Origin of the sequence: Streptomyces sp. NL15-2K, from assembly GCF_030551255.1 — a bacterium.
Classification (GTDB): domain Bacteria; phylum Actinomycetota; class Actinomycetes; order Streptomycetales; family Streptomycetaceae; genus Streptomyces.
Genome location: NZ_CP130630.1, coordinates 10,171,653 through 10,191,844, shown reverse-complemented (window position 1 = coordinate 10,191,844; position 20,192 = coordinate 10,171,653). Strand labels below are relative to the sequence as shown.

Sequence of the window (20,192 nt, the reverse complement as noted above, 5' to 3'; positions counted from 1 at the left end):
CTTGGGCGGGTTGAGGTGGGGTGAGTTGGGGGGCGCTGGGAGGTGAGTCGGGGTCGGTCAGTTCGCGCCGAGTTCGCCGTCGAGCAGGCTGAACAGCTCGTCGTCGTCGGCGGCGGCGATGTCGGCATCGGTGCCCGGGGCGTCCGCGGGGGCGTCGCCGGCTGGGCGGGCGGGGCTCGTCCATTCAGCGAGCAGCGCCCGCAGTCGGAGCGCGACCGTGGTCCGGGTCGCCTCGGTCGGGGTGCTCATCACCAGACTGGTTTCCAGTCGGGCCAATTCGTCCAGGAGCCCCGTGTCGCCCTCGGTCTCCTCGGGGGCGAGCCGGTCGCAGAGGGCCTCGGCCAGCGCCAGCGGGGTCGGGTGGTCGAAGATCAGGGTCGGTGCGAGCCGCAGTCCGGTGTCGGCGGCCAGGCGGTTGCGGAACTCGACCGCGGTGAGCGAATCGAAGCCCAGCTCCCCGAAGGCGCGAGTGTCGCCGATATCGGCCGGGTTGGCGTGGCCGAGCACCGCGACCGCGTGGGTGCGGACCAGTCCGAGCAGGATGCGGGTCTGCTCGGCGGCGGACAGCTCGGCCAGCCGCCTGATCAGCGCGCGGTCCCGGCCACCGGTGGCGGCCGGGCGGGCAACCACGCGGGCCGGTGCCGGCACCAGGCCGGTGAGCAGCTCCGGGAGCCGGCCGGCGGCGGCTGCGGGCCGGAGGGCGGGCAGGTCGAGGCCGACCGGGACGACCAGGGCGGCGTCGATACTGAGGGCGGCGTCGAAGAGAGCGAGCGCGGCGTCGGTGCCCAGCGGCACGATTCCGCCGCGGCCGAGCCGCTCGCGATCGGCCTCGGTCAGGGCGCTGCCGAGGCCGGTCTCCCACAGGCCCCAGGCCAGAGAGGCGGCCGGAACCCCCTCGGCCCGCAGCTGCGCGGCGTAGGCGTCCAGGAACGTGTTGGCCGCGGCGTAGTTGGCCTGGCCGGCGTTGCCGAGCAGGCCGGCGACCGAGGAGAACAGCAAGAACGCGCCGAGCGGCCGGCCGGCGGTGGCCGCGCGCAGGTTGACCGCGGCGTCCACCTTGGCGGCCAGGACGGACGCGAGCCGGTCGGGCCTCAGCGAGGTGAGCATCGCGTCGTCCGTGACACCGGCGGCGTGCAGCACCGCACCGACCTCGACCGGGCCGAGCAGACGCCGGACGGCGGCCGGGTCGGCCAGGTCGCAGGCCTCCAGCCGTACGTCGGCGCCGACGGCGGCCAGCTCGTCGGCCAGGCCCGCGGCACCGGGTGCGTCGGGGCCGCGTCGGCTGACCAGCAGCAGGTCCTTCACCCGGTGGGTGACGACGAGGTGGCGGGCTAGCGCGGCACCGAGGGCTCCGGTGGCGCCGGTGAGGACGACGGTCCCCTTGCCGAGAGGGTCGGGTACGGGCGGAGATGTCGGTACGGAGGGTGCGGTCGGCGGTGTCGGCGCGAGGGGTACCGCGGCCAGGCGCGGCACCAGGACGGCGTCGGCGCGGATCGCCGCCTGCGCGAGGCCGGCCTCTACGACGCCTGGGAGAAGCCGGCTTCCGGGGTCTGTGCCTGTGCCTGTGTCGATCAGGGTGAACCGGCCGGGGTTCTCGGTTTGGGCGGTGCGGACCAGGCCCCAGAGAGGGGCATGGGTCAGCCCGGGCACGGGGTCGGCGGTGCTCGTGGCCACCGCTCCCGAGGTCAGCACCACAAGGTGGCTGCTGTCCCAGACCGGGTCGGTGACCCAGTCCTGGAGCGTGCGGAGGGCGGCCTCGAGCGCCTGCCGGACGGCGGCCGGTCCTGCCGTCGGCGACGCGGTGGCGTCGAGCACGACGACCGAGGGCGCGCTGGGCAGCGTCGGCAGCGGTTCACCCAGCCGCAGGTGATGCCACCCGGCAGCTTCCCCACCGGTGATCACCGTGGGCGAGGGCTGCCAGTCCACGGTGTAGAGCGCGGGCGCGTCGGTGACCGGTTCCGCGGCGACCGGCCGCAGCGCGGCCCGTTCGATCTGGGCCACCGGCAGCCCGGTGCGGTCTGCGATCGCCAGCCGCACGCCGCCGGACCCGTTCGAGCTGAGCCGTACGAGCAGGGCGGTCGCGCCCCCGGCCACCAGCCGCACATCGGAGAACGCGAACGGCAGGTGGGCGTCCCCGTCCCTGAGCAGGCCACCGGCGGCGATGGCGTGCAGCGCGCTGTCCAGCAGCGCAGGGTGGAGCGCGAAACCAGCGGACGATTCGGCGATCTCGACCTCGGCGAACACGTCGTTCCCGGCGCGCCAGACCCGGCGCAGGCCTTGGAACGCCGGCCCGTATCGCAAGCCCGCCGCGTCCATCGCCGGATAGAAGTCGGCGAGGTCGAGTTCCTCGGCCTCGGCCGGGACGGTGACGGTCGTCGGCTCGGCGCCGGTGTCCTCGGACAACAGGCCCGTGGCGTGCTCGGTCCAGGGCGCCTCGGCCCCGGTCCGGGAGTGCACGCTCATGGGCCGGCGATTCGCGTCGTCCAGCGCGCCGACCGTGACCCGGACCTGCACGGTTTCCCGGTCCGGCAGGACGAGCGGGGCATGCAGCAGCAGCTCTTCCAGCACCGGGGTGCCCACCTGGGAGCCGACCGTCAGGGCCATCTCGACCAGCGCGGCACCCGGCACGACCGTACGACCGTAAACGGTGTGGTCGACCGCCCAGGGGTGGGTCGCCGCGGACAGCGAGCCGGTGAACAGCACCACGCCGGAACCGGGCACTTCGGCCGCCGCGCCGAGGATCGGGTGGCCGGTGCCGGTCAGGCCGAGGGCCGTGACGTCCCCGCCGACGCCGTTCCGGGGCCGGGGCCAGAACCGCCGGTGCTGGAACGGGTAGGTCGGCAGGTCTACGACGGCCCGGCCGACCAGCGCGGTCCAGTCGACGGGTTGGCCGTGAACGTACAACTCGGCGACCGCCCGGAGCAGGGTGTGTGTCTCGGGGCGGTCCCGGCGCAGTGCCGTGACCGTGGTCAGTTCGGGGCGGCTGTCCTGGATCAGTGCGGTGAGTACGGCGTCGGGGCCGAGTTCGAGCACACGGGCGGCGTCGAGAGCTGTGACCGCGTCGGCGAATCGGACCGGTTGGCGCGCCTGGTCGACCCAGTAGTCGGGGTCCGACCACTGGCCGGGTTCGACGGGGCGGCCGGTCACCGTGGAGACAGCTGGGAGCGTCGGCTCGGCGAAGGTGAGTGTCTCCACGACCGTGCGGAACTCGGCGAGCATCGGCTCCATCAAACGGGAGTGGAACGCGTGGCTCGTACGCAACCGGTTGGTCTTCCATCCTCGCTCACCGGCCAGTGAGGCGACCTGCTCCACGTCCGCCTCAAGCCCCGACACCACCACCGCGGCCGGGCCGTTCACCGCCGCGATGTCGATGTCCGGGAACGCCTCCCGCACCTCCGCCTCCGAGGCACCCACCGCCATCATCGCCCCACCGGACGGCAACGCCTGCATCAACCGGCCCCGAGCCGCCACCAGCGCCACCGCATCCGCAAGGCTCAGGACCCCAGCCGCGTAGGCAGCCGTGATCTCGCCGATCGAGTGGCCCGCGACGATGTCCGGGGTCACGCCCCAGGACCGCACGAGCGCCAGGAGAGCGACCTCCACCGCGAAGATGGCCGGCTGGGCACACCCAGTCTGATCCAAGGACGCTTCATCCAGCTCGTGCAGCGAAAGATCCAGAGCCGCACACACCTCGTCGAAAGCCGCCGCGAACACCGGGAACGTCTCATACAACTCCCGGCCCATCCCCACCCGCTGCGACCCCTGACCGGTGAACACCACTGCCAGACGCCCTTCGACGACCGTCCCGGTGATGGCCCGATCAGTGAAGGCGCTCAGCGACTCCTGCGGCGTTTCGCGGTCCTCGGCCAAGACCACGGCGCGCTGCGGCAGCGCCGCTCGGGTGGTCAGGGCTGCCGCGAGCCGGCCCAGGGGCAGGTCATCCCTTTCGGCGAGTCGGCCTGCCAGAACGTGCAGGGCGTCCGGGTCGGCCGCGCTGAGCACGATCGGGGTGAGCGGTAGGGTGGGCGCCGGTTCTGTCGGGGTAGTGGTCGGTTCGGGTGCGGCTTCGAGGATGACGTGGGCGTTGGTGCCACTGATCCCGAAAGACGACACCGCCGCCCGCCGCGGCCGACCCACCTCCGGCCACGACCGCGCCCGCGTCAGCAACTCCACCGCACCCGCAGACCAGTCCACCTGCGACGACGGCGCATCCACATGCAACGTCCGCGGCAGCGACCCGTGCCGCATCGCCTGCACCATCTTGATGATCCCCGCCACACCCGCCGCCGCCTGAGCATGCCCGATGTTCGACTTCACCGAACCCAGCCACAACGGCTCCCCGGAACGATCCTGGCCATACGTCGCCAGCAACGCCTGCGCCTCGATCGGATCACCCAGCCGCGTCCCGGTCCCGTGCGCCTCCACCGCGTCGACCTCGGCTGCGGACACACCCGCATTCGCCAACGCCTGACGGATCACCCGCTGCTGCGACGGGCCGTTCGGCGCGGTCAGCCCGTTGGAAGCCCCGTCCTGATTCACCGCCGAGCCCCGCACCACCCCCAACACCGGATGCCCGAGCCGCCGCGCATCCGACAGCCGCTCCACCAGCAGCATGCCGACGCCCTCGGCCCAGCCGGTGCCGTCGGCGCCCTCGGCGAACGACTTGCACCGCCCATCCGCCGCCAGCCCCCGCTGCCGCGAGAACCCGATGAAGGTATTCGGAGTGGCCATCACGGTCACACCACCGGCCAGCGCCGCCTCACACTCCCCACTGCGTATCGCCTGCACCGCCAGATGCAACGCCACCAACGACGACGAACACGCCGTATCCACCGTCACCGCCGGACCCTCCAGCCCGAACGAGTACGACACCCGCCCCGACGCGACACTCCCACTCGTGCCGAGGAAGCCCTCGGCGCTCTCAGTGGACTGGTCGAGCACCAGGCCATAGTCGTTGTACATCACGCCGACGAACACGCCGGTCCGTGTTCCGGTGACCGCGGTGGGGTCGACGCCGGCGCGTTCGAACGCCTCCCAAGAGGTCTCCAGGAGCAGCCGGTGCTGCGGGTCCATCGCCAGTGCCTCACGCGGCGAGATCCCGAACAGACGCGGGTCGAAATTTCCGGCGTCAGGCAGGAATCCGCCGTGTCGGGTGTAGGAGGTGCCGGGGTTGCTCGGGTCCGGGTCGTACAACGCGTGGAGGTCCCAGCCCCGGTCGTCGGGGAAGGGCACGATCCCGTCCCGACCGTTCGCGACCATGTCCCAGAGTTCGTCCGGGCTGCTGACGCCACCGGGGTAGCGGCAGGCCATGCCGACGATCGCGATCGGTTCGTCGGAGTCGACCGTGGCGGTGGCGACCGCTGTGGCGGCGCTCCGGCCGACCAGTTCCCCGGCGACGAAGGCGGCCAATGCCTCTACTGTCGGGTAGTCGAAGACCAGCGTGGAGGGCAGGCGCAGTCCGGTCGCGGAGGACAGGCGGTTGCGCAACTCCACCGCGGTAAGCGAGTCGAAGCCCAGTTCACTGAAGGGGTGACCGACCGCCACCCGGTCGGCGGACTGATACCCCAGCACTTCTGCGACCTGCATTCGCACGAGGCCGAGCACGGCGTGATCGCGTTCCGCCTGCGGCAGGGCCTCCAGCCGCCGCCCGAGGGCGCTCGTGGCACGGGCGTGGGCACGCTTCGGCGCGAAGCCCTCCAGGAGCGGCGATACGGCGGTCGCGTTGCGCAGTGCGGGCAGGTCGAGGGCCAGCGGCGCGAGGTGTGGTCGTGCGGTGCCGAGGGCGGCGTCGAAGGCGGCCAGTCCCTGCTCCCGGGTGAGGGGCAGGATGCCGCCGCGGCGCATGCGGTCCCGGTCGGCGTCGGTGAGCACATCACCCATACCGGCCTCCCACAGGCCCCAGGCCAGCGAAGTCGCCGGAATCCCCTCAGCCCGCAAGCCAGTGGCATAGGCGTCCAGGAACGCGTTCGCCGCAGCGTAATTGCCCTGCCCCGCATTCCCGAACAACCCCGCCGCCGACGAATACAGCACGAACGCGCGAAGCGGCTTGCCCCGCGTCGCGGCAACGAGGTTACGGGCCGCGTCGACCTTGGCCCGGAAGACCGTGTCCAGGCGCCCCGCAGTCAGCGATTCGAGGGTGCCGTCGTCGAGAACACCGGCTGCGTGGATCACCGCCGTCACCGGCTCATCACCCAGGACCTCGACGACAGCGGCCGCATCCGAGACATCACAAGCCACCGAACGCACCACCGCACCATCCAACTCCACCACCCCACCCGACCGGGACAGCAACAACAGCTCCCGCACGCCATGCACCCGCACCACATGCTGGGCAACCAGCCGCCCCAGCACGCCCGTCGCACCAGTGACCACCACGACACCATCACCCAGATCCACCCGGGCCGACGGCACCTGAACCCGCACCAGACGCGGCACCCGCACGACACCGTCACGCACCACCGCCTGCGGCAACGGAAGAACCAACTCCTCGACCGCGTCCAGGAGATGAATCCGCTCCGGATGCTCCGCCTGCGCCGACCGCACCAAACCCCACAAAGCGGCACCGTCAGGATCGGTGATCTCCTCACCGGCCGCCCCGAACGTCCGCACCACCAACCGCGAACCAACCCACGCCGCATCCGCCAACCACTCCTGCACCAGCGTCAGCAGAGCAGCCGCCCGACCCCGCGCACCACCCGCCGCCGTGGCATCCACCACCAGCACCGGAACAGCCGTATCCGGCAAGGGATCACCCAGCGCGATCACGACCGGCACCTCCGCCGAGGCCGTCACCCCCCGCGCCACCCACTCCACCTCATACAGCAGCCGATCGGCGAGGCCACCGAGCCTGGCCGGCGCGACCGGCCGCAGGGCCAGACCCTGCACCTCGGCCACCGGGCCACCCGCCGAGTCGGCCAGCGTGACCCGGACCGTGTCGGTACCCGGCGCGGGGGCGATCCCGACCCGCAGACTGCTCCCTGCCGACCCCACGACCCGCACTCCGGTGAAGCCGAACGGCAAGCGGACACCGCCCTCGGCCGGGAGCGCACCGCCCGCGCCGATCGCGTGCAACGCCGCGTCGAACAGCGCCGGATGCACTCCGTAGCCGCCGACCGAGTCCTCGATACCGACCTCGGCGAACACCTCTTCGCCCCGCCGCCAGAGCCGCCGCAGGCCCTGGAAGGCCGGTCCGTAGGACAGGCCCGCATCCGCGAACGCCTCGTACACGCCGTCCAGTCCGAGTTCCTCCCCACCCACCGGCGGCCACACCACCAAGTCCGTGGTGTCGTCGCTGGATTCGGGTTCGGTGGTCAGCAGGCCGCTGGCGTTGGTGGTCCATGCGGTGGGCTCGTCGTCGGGGCGGGAGTAGACGGTCAGTGCGCGCCTGCCGGTGTCGTCCGGCGCGTCGACCAGGACTCTCAGTCGGACGGGGGCCTCGGCGGGAAGCATCAGCGGTTCACGCAGTACCAGTTCCTCCACCGCCGGGGTGCCGGCCCGGGCGCCCGCCGCGAGTGCCAGCTCGACCAACGCGGTGCCCGGGACGACGAGCGTTTCGTGGACGCGGTGGTCGGTGAGCCAGGGCTGGCTTGCGGTGGAGAGGGTTCCGGTGAGCAACAGACCGCCGGAGTCAGGGAGTTCGGCCGCGGCCGGGAGGAGCGGGTGGTCGGAGGTGTCGAGGCCTGCCGCGGTCACGTCGCCGGTCGGCGGCGTGGGGGCCAGCCAGTACCGCTGGTGCTGGAACGGGTAGGTGGGCAGTTCGGCACGGGCACCGTCACCGAGCACCGCCCGCCATTCGACGCGCTGCCCGTGAACGAAGAGCTCGGACACGGCGGTGAGCAGCGTCATGGCCTCGTCCCGGTCCCGGCGCAGCGCGGCCACAGTGACCGCGTCCGGGCTCGCCTCGCCGATCAACGCGGTGAGTAGGCCGTCCGGACCGAGTTCGAGTACGCGCTCGGCGCCCAGAGCGGCCGCGACATCGGCGAACCGAACCGGCTCGCGGACCTGCCGCACCCAGTAATCCCGGTCGGTCCACTGGCCCGGCACCACCGCCGCGCCGGTCACCGTGGACTGCGCGGCCAGAGTGGGTTCGTTGAACGTCAGGCTCTCCACCACGGCGCGGAACTCCGCCAGCATCGGCTCCATCAACCGCGAATGGAACGCGTGACTCGTCCGGAGTCGGTTCGTCTTCCAACCGCGGTCCTTCGCCAGCACCGCCATGCGCTCGACGTCGGCCTCGACGCCGGAGACGACGACCGCGTGCGCCCCGTTGACCGCCGCGATGTCCAGGTTCGAGAAGGCCCTCCGTACCTGCGCCTCCGAGGCACCGACCGCCAGCATCGCGCCGCCCGTCGGCAACGCCTGCATCAACCGGCCCCGAGCCGCGACCAGCGTCGCCGCATCCGCAAGGCTCAGGACCCCAGCCGCGTAGGCAGCCGTGATCTCGCCGATCGAGTGGCCCGCGACGACGTCAGGCTCCACACCCCAGGACCGCACCAACGCCAGCAGCGCCACCTCCACCGCGAAGATCGCAGGCTGCGCCCACCCAGTCTGGTCCAAGGAGGCCGCGTCCAACTCAAGCAGCGGAAGATCCAGAGCCGCACACACCTCATCGAAAGCCGCCGCGAACACCGGGAACGTCTCATACAACTCCCGGCCCATCCCCACCCGCTGCGACCCCTGACCAGTGAACACCACCGCCAAGCGACCCGGCCCGGCCGCACCGGCCAACGGGTGGGTTCCGGCAGCCACCGCCGCCAGCCCGGTGTCCAGCCCGGTGCGGTCGCTCGCGAGGAGGACTGCCCGGTGCCGCAGACGCGCGCGGGTAGCCAGGGCCCGGCCGACCTGGTCCAGAGCCGCGTCGGCCGGGATGTCCCGCCGGAGACGCTCGGCGGCCTCCCGCAGCGCGTCCGGCTCCGCCGCGGTGAGCACCACAGGGACGACGGGCGGCGCGGCGACGGCCACCGGAGTGGGCTCGTCCGTCGGGGCTTCGAGGATGACGTGAGCGTTGGTGCCGCTGATCCCGAAAGACGACACCGCCGCCCGCCGCGGCCGACCCGCCTCCGGCCACGACCGCGCCTCCGTCAGCAACTCCACCGCACCCTCAGACCAGTCCACCTGCGAGGTGGGTGCGTCCACATGCAGCGTCCGCGGCAGAAGCCCGTGCCGCATCGCCTGCACCATCTTGATGATCCCCGCCACACCAGCGGCAGCCTGGGCGTGACCGATGTTCGACTTGATCGCCCCCAGCCACAACGGCTCCCCAGAACGATCCTGACCGTACGTCGCCAGCAACGCCTGCGCCTCGATCGGATCACCCAGCCCGGTCCCGGTCCCGTGCGCCTCCACCGCGTCCACGTCGTCGACGGACAGGCCGGCGGACTCGAGCGCGGCGCGGATCACCCGCTGCTGGGAGGGGCCGTTCGGCGCGGTCAGCCCGTTGGAGGCCCCGTCCTGGTTCACGGCACTGCCGCGCACCACCGCCAGGACCGGGTGCCCGAGCCGCCGCGCATCCGACAGCCGCTCCACCAGCAGCATGCCGACGCCCTCGGCCCAGCCGGTGCCGTCGGCGCCCTCGGCGAACGACTTGCACCGCCCATCCGCCGCCAGCCCCCGCTGCCGCGAGAACCCGATGAAAGTGTTCGGGGTGGCCATCACGGTCACCCCGCCGGCCAGCGCAGCCTCACACTCCCCGTTGCGTATCGCTTGAACGGCCAGGTGCAACGCCACCAACGACGACGAACACGCCGTATCCACCGTCACCGCCGGACCCTCCAGCCCGAACGTGTACGACACCCGCCCCGACGCGACGCTGCCGGAGCTGCCCGTGCTGAGGAAACCCTCGACGCCGGGCGGCACCTCGGCGGTCTGCGAGCCGTAGTCGTGGTACATCACGCCGGCGAACATGCCGATCCGATGGCCGCGCAGCCCCAGCGGGTCGATCCCGGCGCGTTCGAACGCCTCCCAGGAGGATTCGAGCAACAGCCGTTGCTGCGGGTCCATCGCCAGCGCCTCGCGGGGCGAGATCCCGAACAACCCCGGGTCGAACTGAGCGGCGTCCCGGAGGAAACCGCCCTCCCGGGTGTACGAGGTGCCGGGGTGGTCGGGATCCGGGTGGTAGAGGTTCTCGAGGTCCCAGCCTCGGTCCTCGGGGAAGTACCCGACACCGTCCCGGCCGTCTGCCACCAGCTCCCACAGCTCGTCGGGGGAGGTGACGCCGCCCGGGTAGCGGCAGGCCATGCCGACGATCGCCACCGGGTCGTCGGCCACCCTGGTGTGCTGTGCGAGCGTGGCGGTCCGCTGCTGCGTGGGGGAGAGCTGCTCGCCGAGGAAAGCGGCCAGCACCGTGACGTTCGGGTGGTCGAAGATCAGTGTGGAGGGCAGGCGCAGTCCGGTCGCGGAGGACAGGCGGTTGCGCAACTCCACCGCGGTGAGCGAGTCGAAGCCCATCTCGCCGAACGCGCGGTCGGGGTCGAGCTGGTCCGGTGACGCGTACCCGAGTACGGCGGTGACCTGAGCACTGACCAGCGCGAGCAAGGCCCGAGTCCGCTCGTGCTCCGGGAGCGCGGCCAGCCGTTGGGCCAACGGGCTGCCCTGCGTGACCGCGGCACGCCCGGGGACGAGACCGGCCAGCAGCGGCGGTACGAAGTCGGCCGTACGGAGCGCCGCGATGTCCACGCCCAGCGGCGCGAGGTGTGGTCGTGCGGTGCCGAGGGCGGCGTCGAAGGCGGCCAGTCCCTGCTCCCGGGTGAGGGGCAGGATGCCGCCGCGGCGCATGCGGTCCCGGTCGGCGTCGGTGAGCACATCACCCATACCGGCCTCCCACAGGCCCCAGGCCAGCGAAGTCGCCGGAATCCCCTCAGCCCGCAAGCCAGTGGCATAGGCGTCCAGGAACGCGTTCGCCGCAGCGTAATTGCCCTGCCCCGCATTCCCGAACAACCCCGCCGCCGACGAATACAGCACGAACGCGCGAAGCGGCTTGCCCCGCGTCGCGGCAACGAGGTTACGGGCCGCGTCGACCTTGGCCCGGAAGACCGTGTCCAGGCGCCCCGCAGTCAGCGATTCGAGGGTGCCGTCGTCGAGAACACCGGCTGCGTGGATCACCGCCGTCACCGGCTCATCACCCAGGACCTCGACGACAGCGGCCGCATCCGAGACATCACAAGCCACCGAACGCACCACCGCACCATCCAACTCCACCACCCCACCCGACCGGGACAGCAACAACAGCTCCCGCACGCCATGCACCCGCACCACATGCTGGGCAACCAGCCGCCCCAGCACGCCCGTCGCACCAGTGACCACCACGACACCATCACCCAGATCCACCCGGGCCGACGGCACCTGAACCCGCACCAGACGCGGCACCCGCACGACACCGTCACGCACCACCGCCTGCGGCAACGGAAGAACCAACTCCTCGACCGCGTCCAGGAGATGAATCCGCTCCGGATGCTCCGCCTGCGCCGACCGCACCAAACCCCACAAAGCGGCACCGTCAGGATCGGTGATCTCCTCACCGGCCGCCCCGAACGTCCGCACCACCAACCGCGAACCAACCCACGCCGCATCCGCCAACCACTCCTGCACCAGCGTCAGCAGAGCAGCCGCCCGACCCCGCGCGCCACCCGCCGCCGTGGCATCCACCACCAGCACCGGAACAGCCGTATCCGGCAAGGGATCACCCAGCGCGATCACGACCGGCACCTCCGCCGAGGCCGTCACCCCCCGCGCCACCCACTCCACCTCATACAGCAGCCGATCGGCGAGGCCCGCCCCCAACTGCCCGGCCGACACCCCACGCAAAACCAGCCCATCCACCTCGGCAACCGGCAACCCCCCCTCATCAGCGAGCAACAACCGCACCGAATCGGCTGATTTCCCAGCGGTCAGCCGAACCCGCAACACGCCGGTCGCCGAACCCAGCACCCGCACACCCGAAAACACGAATGGCAATCGCACACCACCAACCGCCGACAACAAACCACCCACACCCAACGCATGCAACGCGGCATCAAACAACGCCGGATGCACACCAAAACCCTCAACCGACTCAGCGACCGCCACCTCGGCGAACACCACCCCGCCAGCCCGCCAAACACGCCGCAGCCCCCGAAACGCCGGCCCATACGACAAACCCGCATCCGCCAACCCCTCATACACCCCATCCAGACCAACCTCCTCCACACCCACCGGCGGCCACACCACCAAGTCGGCGTCCTCGGCGACGGCAGCGGCGTCCTCCGGGGAGAGAGAGCCGGTCGCGTGCAGCGTCCAGGGGGCTTCGTCGTCGGGCCGGGCGTGGATGGCGACCTGGTGGCGTCCGTCGCCGTCCGGTGGGCTCAGCGTGGTCCGGATCTGCGCGCCGCCGGGCGTCGACAGCGTCAGCGGTGTTCGGAGCAGCAGTTCGTCCAGGACCGGTGCCCCGATCCGGGTGCCGGCGGCGAGTGCCATCTCGACCAGGGCGGTGCCGGGGACGACCGTGCTGCCGAAGATCGTGTGGTCGGCCAGCCAGGGATGGGTGGCGACCGACAGCCGGCCGGTGAGCACACTCCCGGCCGCGTCCGGGAGCGCGATCGCCGCGCCGAGCAGCGGGTGATCAGTCTCGGTCAGGCCGAGGCCGGCGGCGTCGGTGACGTGCGAGGTCCGGCGGCGAGGCCAGAAGTTGTGGTGGTCGAAGGCATAGCTCGGCAGGTCGAGGCGTGCACCGCCGCCGAGGACCGCTGTCCAGTCGATCGTGAGGCTGGTCGAGTGCAGTTCGGCGAGTGCGGTGAGCAGGGTGGTGGCCTCGTGCCGATCCCGGCGCAGGGCGGCCACCGCCGTAACGTCGGGGTTAGCGTCCTGGATAAGAGTGGTGAGGACGGTGTCCGGGCCCAGTTCGAGCACGGCGGCGGTGTTCAGGGCTTGAGCGGCGTCGGCGAACCGGACCGGCTCGCGGACCTGCCGCACCCAGTAGTCCGGGTCGGTCCACTGCCCGGGGGGCACGGCCGCGCCGGTCACCGTAGAGATCGCCGGGATCGTCGGCTTGGTGAAGCCGACGCCACGGACGATCTCGGCGAATTCGGCGAGCATCGGCTCCATCAACCGGGAGTGGAAGGCGTGACTGGTGCGCAGCCGGGTCGTCTTCCAGCCCCGTTCACCCGCCAACGCAGCGACCCGCTCCACATCCCCCTCAAGCCCCGACACCACCACCGCAGCCGGGCCGTTCACCGCCGCCACGTCGACGTCCGCGAACACATCCCGCACCTCCGCCTCGGAGGCCCCGACCGCCAACATCGCCCCACCCGCCGGCAACGCCTGCATCAACCGCCCCCGCGCGGCAACCAGCTCCGCCGCATCCCGCAACGACAGCACACCCGCCGCATACGCCGCCGTAACCTCCCCGACCGAATGCCCCGCCACCACATCCGGACTCACACCCCAGGACCGCACCAACGCCAGCAACGCCACTTCCACCGCGAAGATCGCAGGCTGCGCCCACCCGGTCTCGTCCAGCGACACCGCGTCCAGCCCGTGCAGCGGAAGATCCAGAACCGCACACACCTCGTCGAAAGCCGCCGCGAACACCGGGAACGTCTCATACAACTCCCGGCCCATCCCTACCCGCTGCGACCCCTGACCGGTGAACACCACCGCCAGCGATCCGGGCCGAACCTCTGCCGCCGGGAGGGGAGCAGCGAGCGCGGTGAGCAGTTGGTCGCGATCGGCGGCCAGCACCGCCGCGCGCCGGGACAACGGCGTCCGGTGGGCGAGCGACCAGGCGACATCGGCCACCGAGGCGTCCGAATGGGCCATCAGGTATTCGCGGAGTCGCTGGGCCTGCCCGACGAGGGCCCGCTCGGTCGCGGCCGAGAGCACCACCGGTACGGCAGGCAGCGCCGGGGGCGGTACTTCCTCCTGTGCGGTGACCGGTACGGCTTCGAGGATGACGTGGGCGTTGGTGCCGCTGATCCCGAACGACGACACCGCCGCCCGCCGCGGCCGACCCGCCTCCGGCCACGGCCGGGCCTCGGTGAGCAGTTCAACCGCACCGGCCGACCAGTCCACCTGCGAGGTCGGAGCGTCCGCGTGCAGGGTACGGGGCAGAAGCCCGTGCCGCATCGCCTGGACCATCTTGATGATCCCCGCCACCCCGGCCGCGGCCTGGGCGTGTCCGATGTTCGACTTGATCGACCCCAGCCAGAGCGGCTCGCTCCGGCGCTGCCCGTAGGTGGCCAGCAACGCCTGCGCCTCGATCGGATCACCCAGCCGCGTCCCGGTCCCGTGCGCCTCCACCGCGTCGACGTCCTGGGGGGTCAGGTCGGCGCTGGCGAGCGCGGCCCTGATCACCCGCTGCTGGGAGGGACCGTTCGGCGCGGTCAGCCCGTTGGAAGCCCCGTCCTGATTCACCGCCGAGCCCCGCACCACCCCCAACACCGGATGCCCGAGCCGCCGCGCATCCGACAGCCGCTCCACCAGCAGCATGCCGACGCCCTCGGCCCAGCCGGTGCCGTCGGCGCCCTCGGCGAACGACTTGCACCGCCCATCCGCCGCCAGCCCCCGCTGCCGCGAGAACCCGATGAAGGTATTCGGAGTGGCCATCACGGTCACACCACCGGCCAGCGCCGCCTCACACTCCCCACTGCGTATCGCCTGCACCGCCAGATGCAACGCCACCAACGACGACGAACACGCCGTATCCACCGTCACCGCCGGACCCTCCAGCCCGAACGAGTACGACACCCGCCCCGACGCAATGCTCCCGCCCGTACCCATGAAGCCCTCGACCTGCGCCTCGGCCTGCTCCAGGACAGTCGCGTAGTCGCCGTACATGATGCCGACGAACACGCCTGTCCGGGATCCGCGCAGGGTCCGGGGGTCTACGCCGGCACGTTCGAAGGCCTCCCAGGAGGACTCCAGTAGTAGCCGGTGCTGCGGGTCCATCGCCAGCGCCTCACGCGGCGAGATCCCGAACACCGCCGGATCGAAATCCCCGGCGCCATACAGGAACCCACCCTCCCGGGCATACGACGTACCAGGATGATCCGGGTCAGGGTGATACAGGCTCTCCACATCCCAGCCGCGGTCCTCCGGGAAGAACCCGACACCGTCCCGGCCACCCGCCACCAACTCCCACAACTCATCCGGACTGCTGACACCACCCGGATAACGACACGCCATACCGACGATCGCGATCGGCTCGTCGGCGCGGGCGGTGAGCATCGGCGCGGCTGTCGCGGGAGCCGCGCCGGCCAGTTCGGCGCCGATCTGGCCGGCCAGCACCAGGGCGTTCGGGTAGTCGAAGACCAGCGTGGAGGTCAGCCGCAGTCCGGTGACCGTCGCCAGCCGGTTGCGCAGCTCCACCGCGCTGAGCGAGTCGAAGCCCAGGTCGCTGAAGGCCCGTTCGGGCTCGACATCCTCGGCCCGGCCGTAGCCGAGCACGTCCGCCACCTGGGCGCGGACCAGTCCGAGCACAGCCGCGTCGCGCTGTTCGGCGGGCAGGTCGGCCAGCCGTCGACCGAGCGCGGTGTCGGCGGTCGAGCGGGCGGGGGCGCGAACCAGGCCGCGCAGCAGTGCCGGTGCGCCGGTTGCTTCGCGGAGCGCGGCCAGGTCGAGGGCCAGCGGTGCGACGTGCGGCCGGCCGGCGCCGAGCGCGGCGTCGAAGGCGGCGAGCCCCTGCTCAGCGGTGAGCGGCAGGACACCGCCACGCCGCATCCGCTCCCGGTCGGCATCGGTGAGCGCATTCCCCATGCCCGCGTCCCACAACCCCCAAGCCAGCGAAGTCGCAGGAACGCCCTCCTCCCGCAACCACACCGCATACGCATCCAGGAACGCGTTCGCAGCGGCGTAATTGCCCTGCCCGGCATTCCCGAACAACCCCGCCGCCGACGAATACAGCACCAACGCACTGAGCCGCTTGCCCCGCGTTGCCTCGATGAGGTTGCGGGCGGCGTCGACCTTGGCCCGGAAGACCGTGTCCAGGCGCTCCGGAGTCAGCGACTCCAGCGTGCCGTCATCGAGAACACCAGCGGCATGGATGACCGCCGTGACCGGTTCATCACGCAGGACCTCGGTGACGGCGGCGCCATCGGAGACATCGCACGCCACCGAACGCACCACCGCCCCCTCCAACTCCACCACCCCACCACCGGACCGGGACAGCAACAGCAGCTCACGGACCCCGTACTCCTCCACCACATGCCGGGCAAGCAACCGCCCCAACGTCCCATTCGCACCCGTGACCACCACCACACCGTCGCCCAGATCCACCTGTCCCGACGACGCGCGCACCCGCACCAGCCGCGGCACCCGCACAACACCCGCACGCACCACCGCCTGCGCAACCGGGCAGAACCCGTCCTCGGGACCGTCCAGCAGACAGAACCGGTCCGGATGCTCCGCCTGCGCCGACCGCACCAAACCCCACAAAGCGGCACCGTCCGGATCGGAGACCTCCTCCCCCACCGCCCCGAACGTCCGCACCACCAACCGCGAACCAACCCACGCCGCATCCGCCAGCCACTCCTGCACCAGCCTCAGCAGAACAGCCGCCCGATCCCGCGCGGCACCCGGCGCCGTGGCATCCACCGCCAGCACCGGAACAGCCGTATCCGGCAAGGGATCACCCAGCGCGATCACGACCGGCACCTCAGCGACCGACAGGCCCGCCTCCGGCACCCACTCCACGCCGAACAGCAGGCGGTCCGCCACGCCCTCCGACAGCTGGGCGGCCGGCACCGGACGCAGCTGGAGCGTGTCCACCTCGGCGACCGGGAACCCGGCTCCGTCCGCGAGGAGCAGGCGCACCGAGTCGGCGCTTTCGCCCCGGGAGAGGCGTATGCGCAGCTCCCCGGCGCCGACGCCGGTGACCCGTGCGCCGGAGAAGGAGAACGGCAGCCGTACCTCCCCGCCCGGAAGCAGGTCCCCAGCGCCGATCCCGTGCAGTGCCGCGTCGAAGAGCGCCGGATGCACGCAGAATCCGTCGGTTGTCTGGTCGACGGAGACCTCGGCGAACACCGTGTCACCGGCCCGCCAGGCTCGTCGCAGTCCCCGGAACGCCGGTCCGTAGGACAAGCCGGCGTCAGCGAGCGCGTCGTACAGACCGTCGATCGCGATCTCTTCGGCATCGCTCGGGGGCCAGGCGACCAGGCTCAGGTCTGGGTCGGTCTCCATGGCCGGGGCGAGCATGCCCTCGGCATGGGTGGTCCAGGCGTCGCTGTCGCCGTCCTCGGGCTGGGCGTAGACGGTGACCGCGCGGCGGTCCGCGTCGTCCGCCGGTCCGACCCGCACCTGCAACCGGACGCCGCCCTGGGGCGGGATCACCAGCGGCTCGCGGAGGATCAACTCCTCGACACCGTCCGCGCCCACGCGGCGCCCGGCGGCCAGCACGAGGTCGAGCAGCGCGGTTCCGGGGACGAGCACGGTGTCGAAGACCCGGTGGTCGGCGAGCCAGCCGGGCGCGCCCGCGGACAGCCGGCCTGTGAGCAGGGTGCCGTCGCCGTCGGCCAGCACCATCGCGGCGCCGAGCAGCGGGTGGTCGGACGCATGCAGTCCCGCTGCGGTGACGTCGCCGGTGTCGGTGGCGGTGTCGAGCCAGTAGTGCTGGTGGGAGAAGGGATACGTGGGCAGGTCGACCGGGCGGGCACCGGTGCCCTCGAACACCACCGCCCAGTCCACACGCTGGCCCCGGACAAACAGTTCGCCCAGGGCGGTGAGCAGCGCCGCGCACTCCTCCCGGTCGCGGCGCAATCCCGCCACCGCCACCGCGTCCGGGCACACCGCACCCGCCAACGCGGCCAGCACACCCTCCGGCCCCAACTCCAGCACCCGGTCCGCGTCCAAGGACATCGCCGCGTCGGCGAAACGGACCGGTTGGCGGACCTGGTCGACCCAGTAGCCCGGGTCCGACCACTGGCCGGCCTCAACCGGCCGCCCGGTCACCGTGGAGACCGCCGCAATCGACGGCTCGGCGAAACTCAACCTCTCCACCACGGCCCGGAACTCCGCGAGCATCGGCTCCATCAACCGGGAGTGGAAGGCGTGGCTGGTCCGCAGCCGGTTCGTCTTCCAGCCCCGCGCACCCGCCAAGGCGGCGACCCGCTCCACGTCCGCCTCAAGCCCCGACACCACCACCGCAGCCGGGCCGTTCACCGCCGCCACGTCGATGCCCGGAAACGCCTCCCGCACCTCCTCCTCGCAGGCGCCGACCGCCAGCATCGCCCCGCCCGCCGGCAACGCCTGCATCAGGCGGCCCCGGGCCACGACCAGCGCCACCGCATCCGCAAGGCTCAGAACCCCAGCCGCGTAGGCAGCCGTGATCTCGCCGATCGAGTGGCCCGCGACGACATCCGGCTCCACACCCCACGACCGCACCAACGCCAGCAACGCCACCTCCACCGCGAAGATCGCCGGCTGCGCCCACCCGGTCTGGTCCAAGGAGGCCGCGTCCAACTCAAACAGCGGAAGATCCAGAACCGCACACACCTCGTCGAACACCGCCGCGAACACCGGGAACGTCTCATACAACTCCCGGCCCATCCCCACCCGCTGCGACCCCTGACCGGTGAACACCACCGCCAGCCGCCCCTCAACCGACACCCCCTGGATCACGGTGCCGCCCAGCAGCACCGCCCGCCGCTCCAGCACCGCCCGCGACGTCAACGCCGCACCCACATCCAGCCGCGCCGCCTCCACCCCACGCACCCGCTGAATCTGCGCCTCCAACGACCCCTCGCAACGCGCACTCACCACCAACGGCACCACCGGCAACACCACCACCGGCTCACCGGAGACCTCCGCGGCAGCCGGAGCCTCCTCCACGATCACATGCGCGTTCGTCCCACTGATCCCGAACGACGACACCGCCGCCCGCCGCGGCCGACCCACCTCCGGCCACGACCGCGCCCGCGTCAACAACTCCACCGCACCCGCCGACCAATCCACCTGCGACGACGGCGCATCCACATGCAACGTCCGCGGCAACACCCCATGCCGCATCGCCTGCACCATCTTGATGATCCCCGCCACACCCGCCGCCGCCTGAGCATGCCCGATGTTCGACTTCACCGACCCCAGCCACAACGGCCGGTCCTCCGACCGGCCCTGACCGTACGTCGCCAGCAACGCCTGCGCCTCGATCGGATCACCCAGGCGGGTCCCCGTCCCGTGCGCCTCCACCGCGTCCACATCGGCCGGGGACAGACCGGCCGACGCCAGGGCCGCTCGGATCACCCGCTGTTGTGACGGGCCGTTGGGAGCGGTCAGTCCGCTTGAGGCGCCGTCCTGGTTGACCGCTATGCCGCGGACGACGGCGAGGATGGGGTGGCCGTGCCGTTGGGCGTCGGAGAGGCGTTCCAACAGGAGCATGCCGACGCCTTCGCCCCAGCCGGTGCCGTCGGCCGTGTCCGCGAACGACTTGCACCGCCCGTCTGCGGCCAGGCCGCCCTGGCGGCTGAACTCGACGAACGTGGTCGGCGTGGCCATGACGGTGACACCGCCGGCCAGCGCCAGGTCGCACTCGCCGGAGCGCAGGGCCTGGGCGGCCAGGTGGAGGGCGACCAGGGACGAGGAGCAGGCGGTGTCGACCGTGATCGCCGGGCCCTCCAGGCCGAACGTGTACGCGATGCGCCCCGAGGCGACGCTGCCGGAGTTGCCGTTGCCCAGGTAGCCTGCGACGCCGTCGGGCAGGTCCAGCGGGCGTGTGCCGTAGTCGTGGTACATGACGCCGGCGAACACGCCGGTGCGGGGGAACGGCACCGCGGTGGGGTCGAGGCCGGCGCGTTCGAAGGTCTCCCAGGTCGTCTCCAGCAGCAGCCGCTGCTGCGGGTCCATGGCCAGCGCCTCGCGCGGGCTGATCCCGAACAGGGCCGGGTCGAAGCCCTCGGCGTCATGCAGAAAGCCACCCTCGATGCGGGCCTGCGGGTCGATTTCGCCGGACTCGTGGTCGTAGAGGCCCTCGAGGTCCCAACCGCGGTCGGTGGGAGGAGCGCCGATCGCGTCGGAGCCGGAGGCGACCAGGCGCCACAGGTCCTCTGGGCTGTCGACCCCGCCGGGGTAGCGGCAGCTCATCGCGATGATCGCCAGGGGCTCGCTGCCGCGGTGCTCCAACTCCTCTGCCCGGCGGCGGGCGGCGCGCAGGTCCGCGGTCGCCCGTTTGAGATAGGCGAGGTACTTCTCCTCGGTCCCGACGGGTTCGTGTGCGGAGGTCATGGAGAACC

At 71.9% G+C, this 20,192-nt stretch carries 1 protein-coding gene; it reads right to left on the bottom strand.

What is annotated here, in order from left to right; all coding sequences use genetic code 11:
* Positions 1-57: 57 nt before the first annotated feature.
* Positions 58-20,184: a type I polyketide synthase gene (locus Q4V64_RS44530; protein WP_303714370.1), complete on the bottom strand. Its 20,127-nt coding sequence runs from the start codon at positions 20,182-20,184 to the stop codon at positions 58-60.
* Between the last annotated feature and the right edge of the window lie 8 nt (positions 20,185-20,192).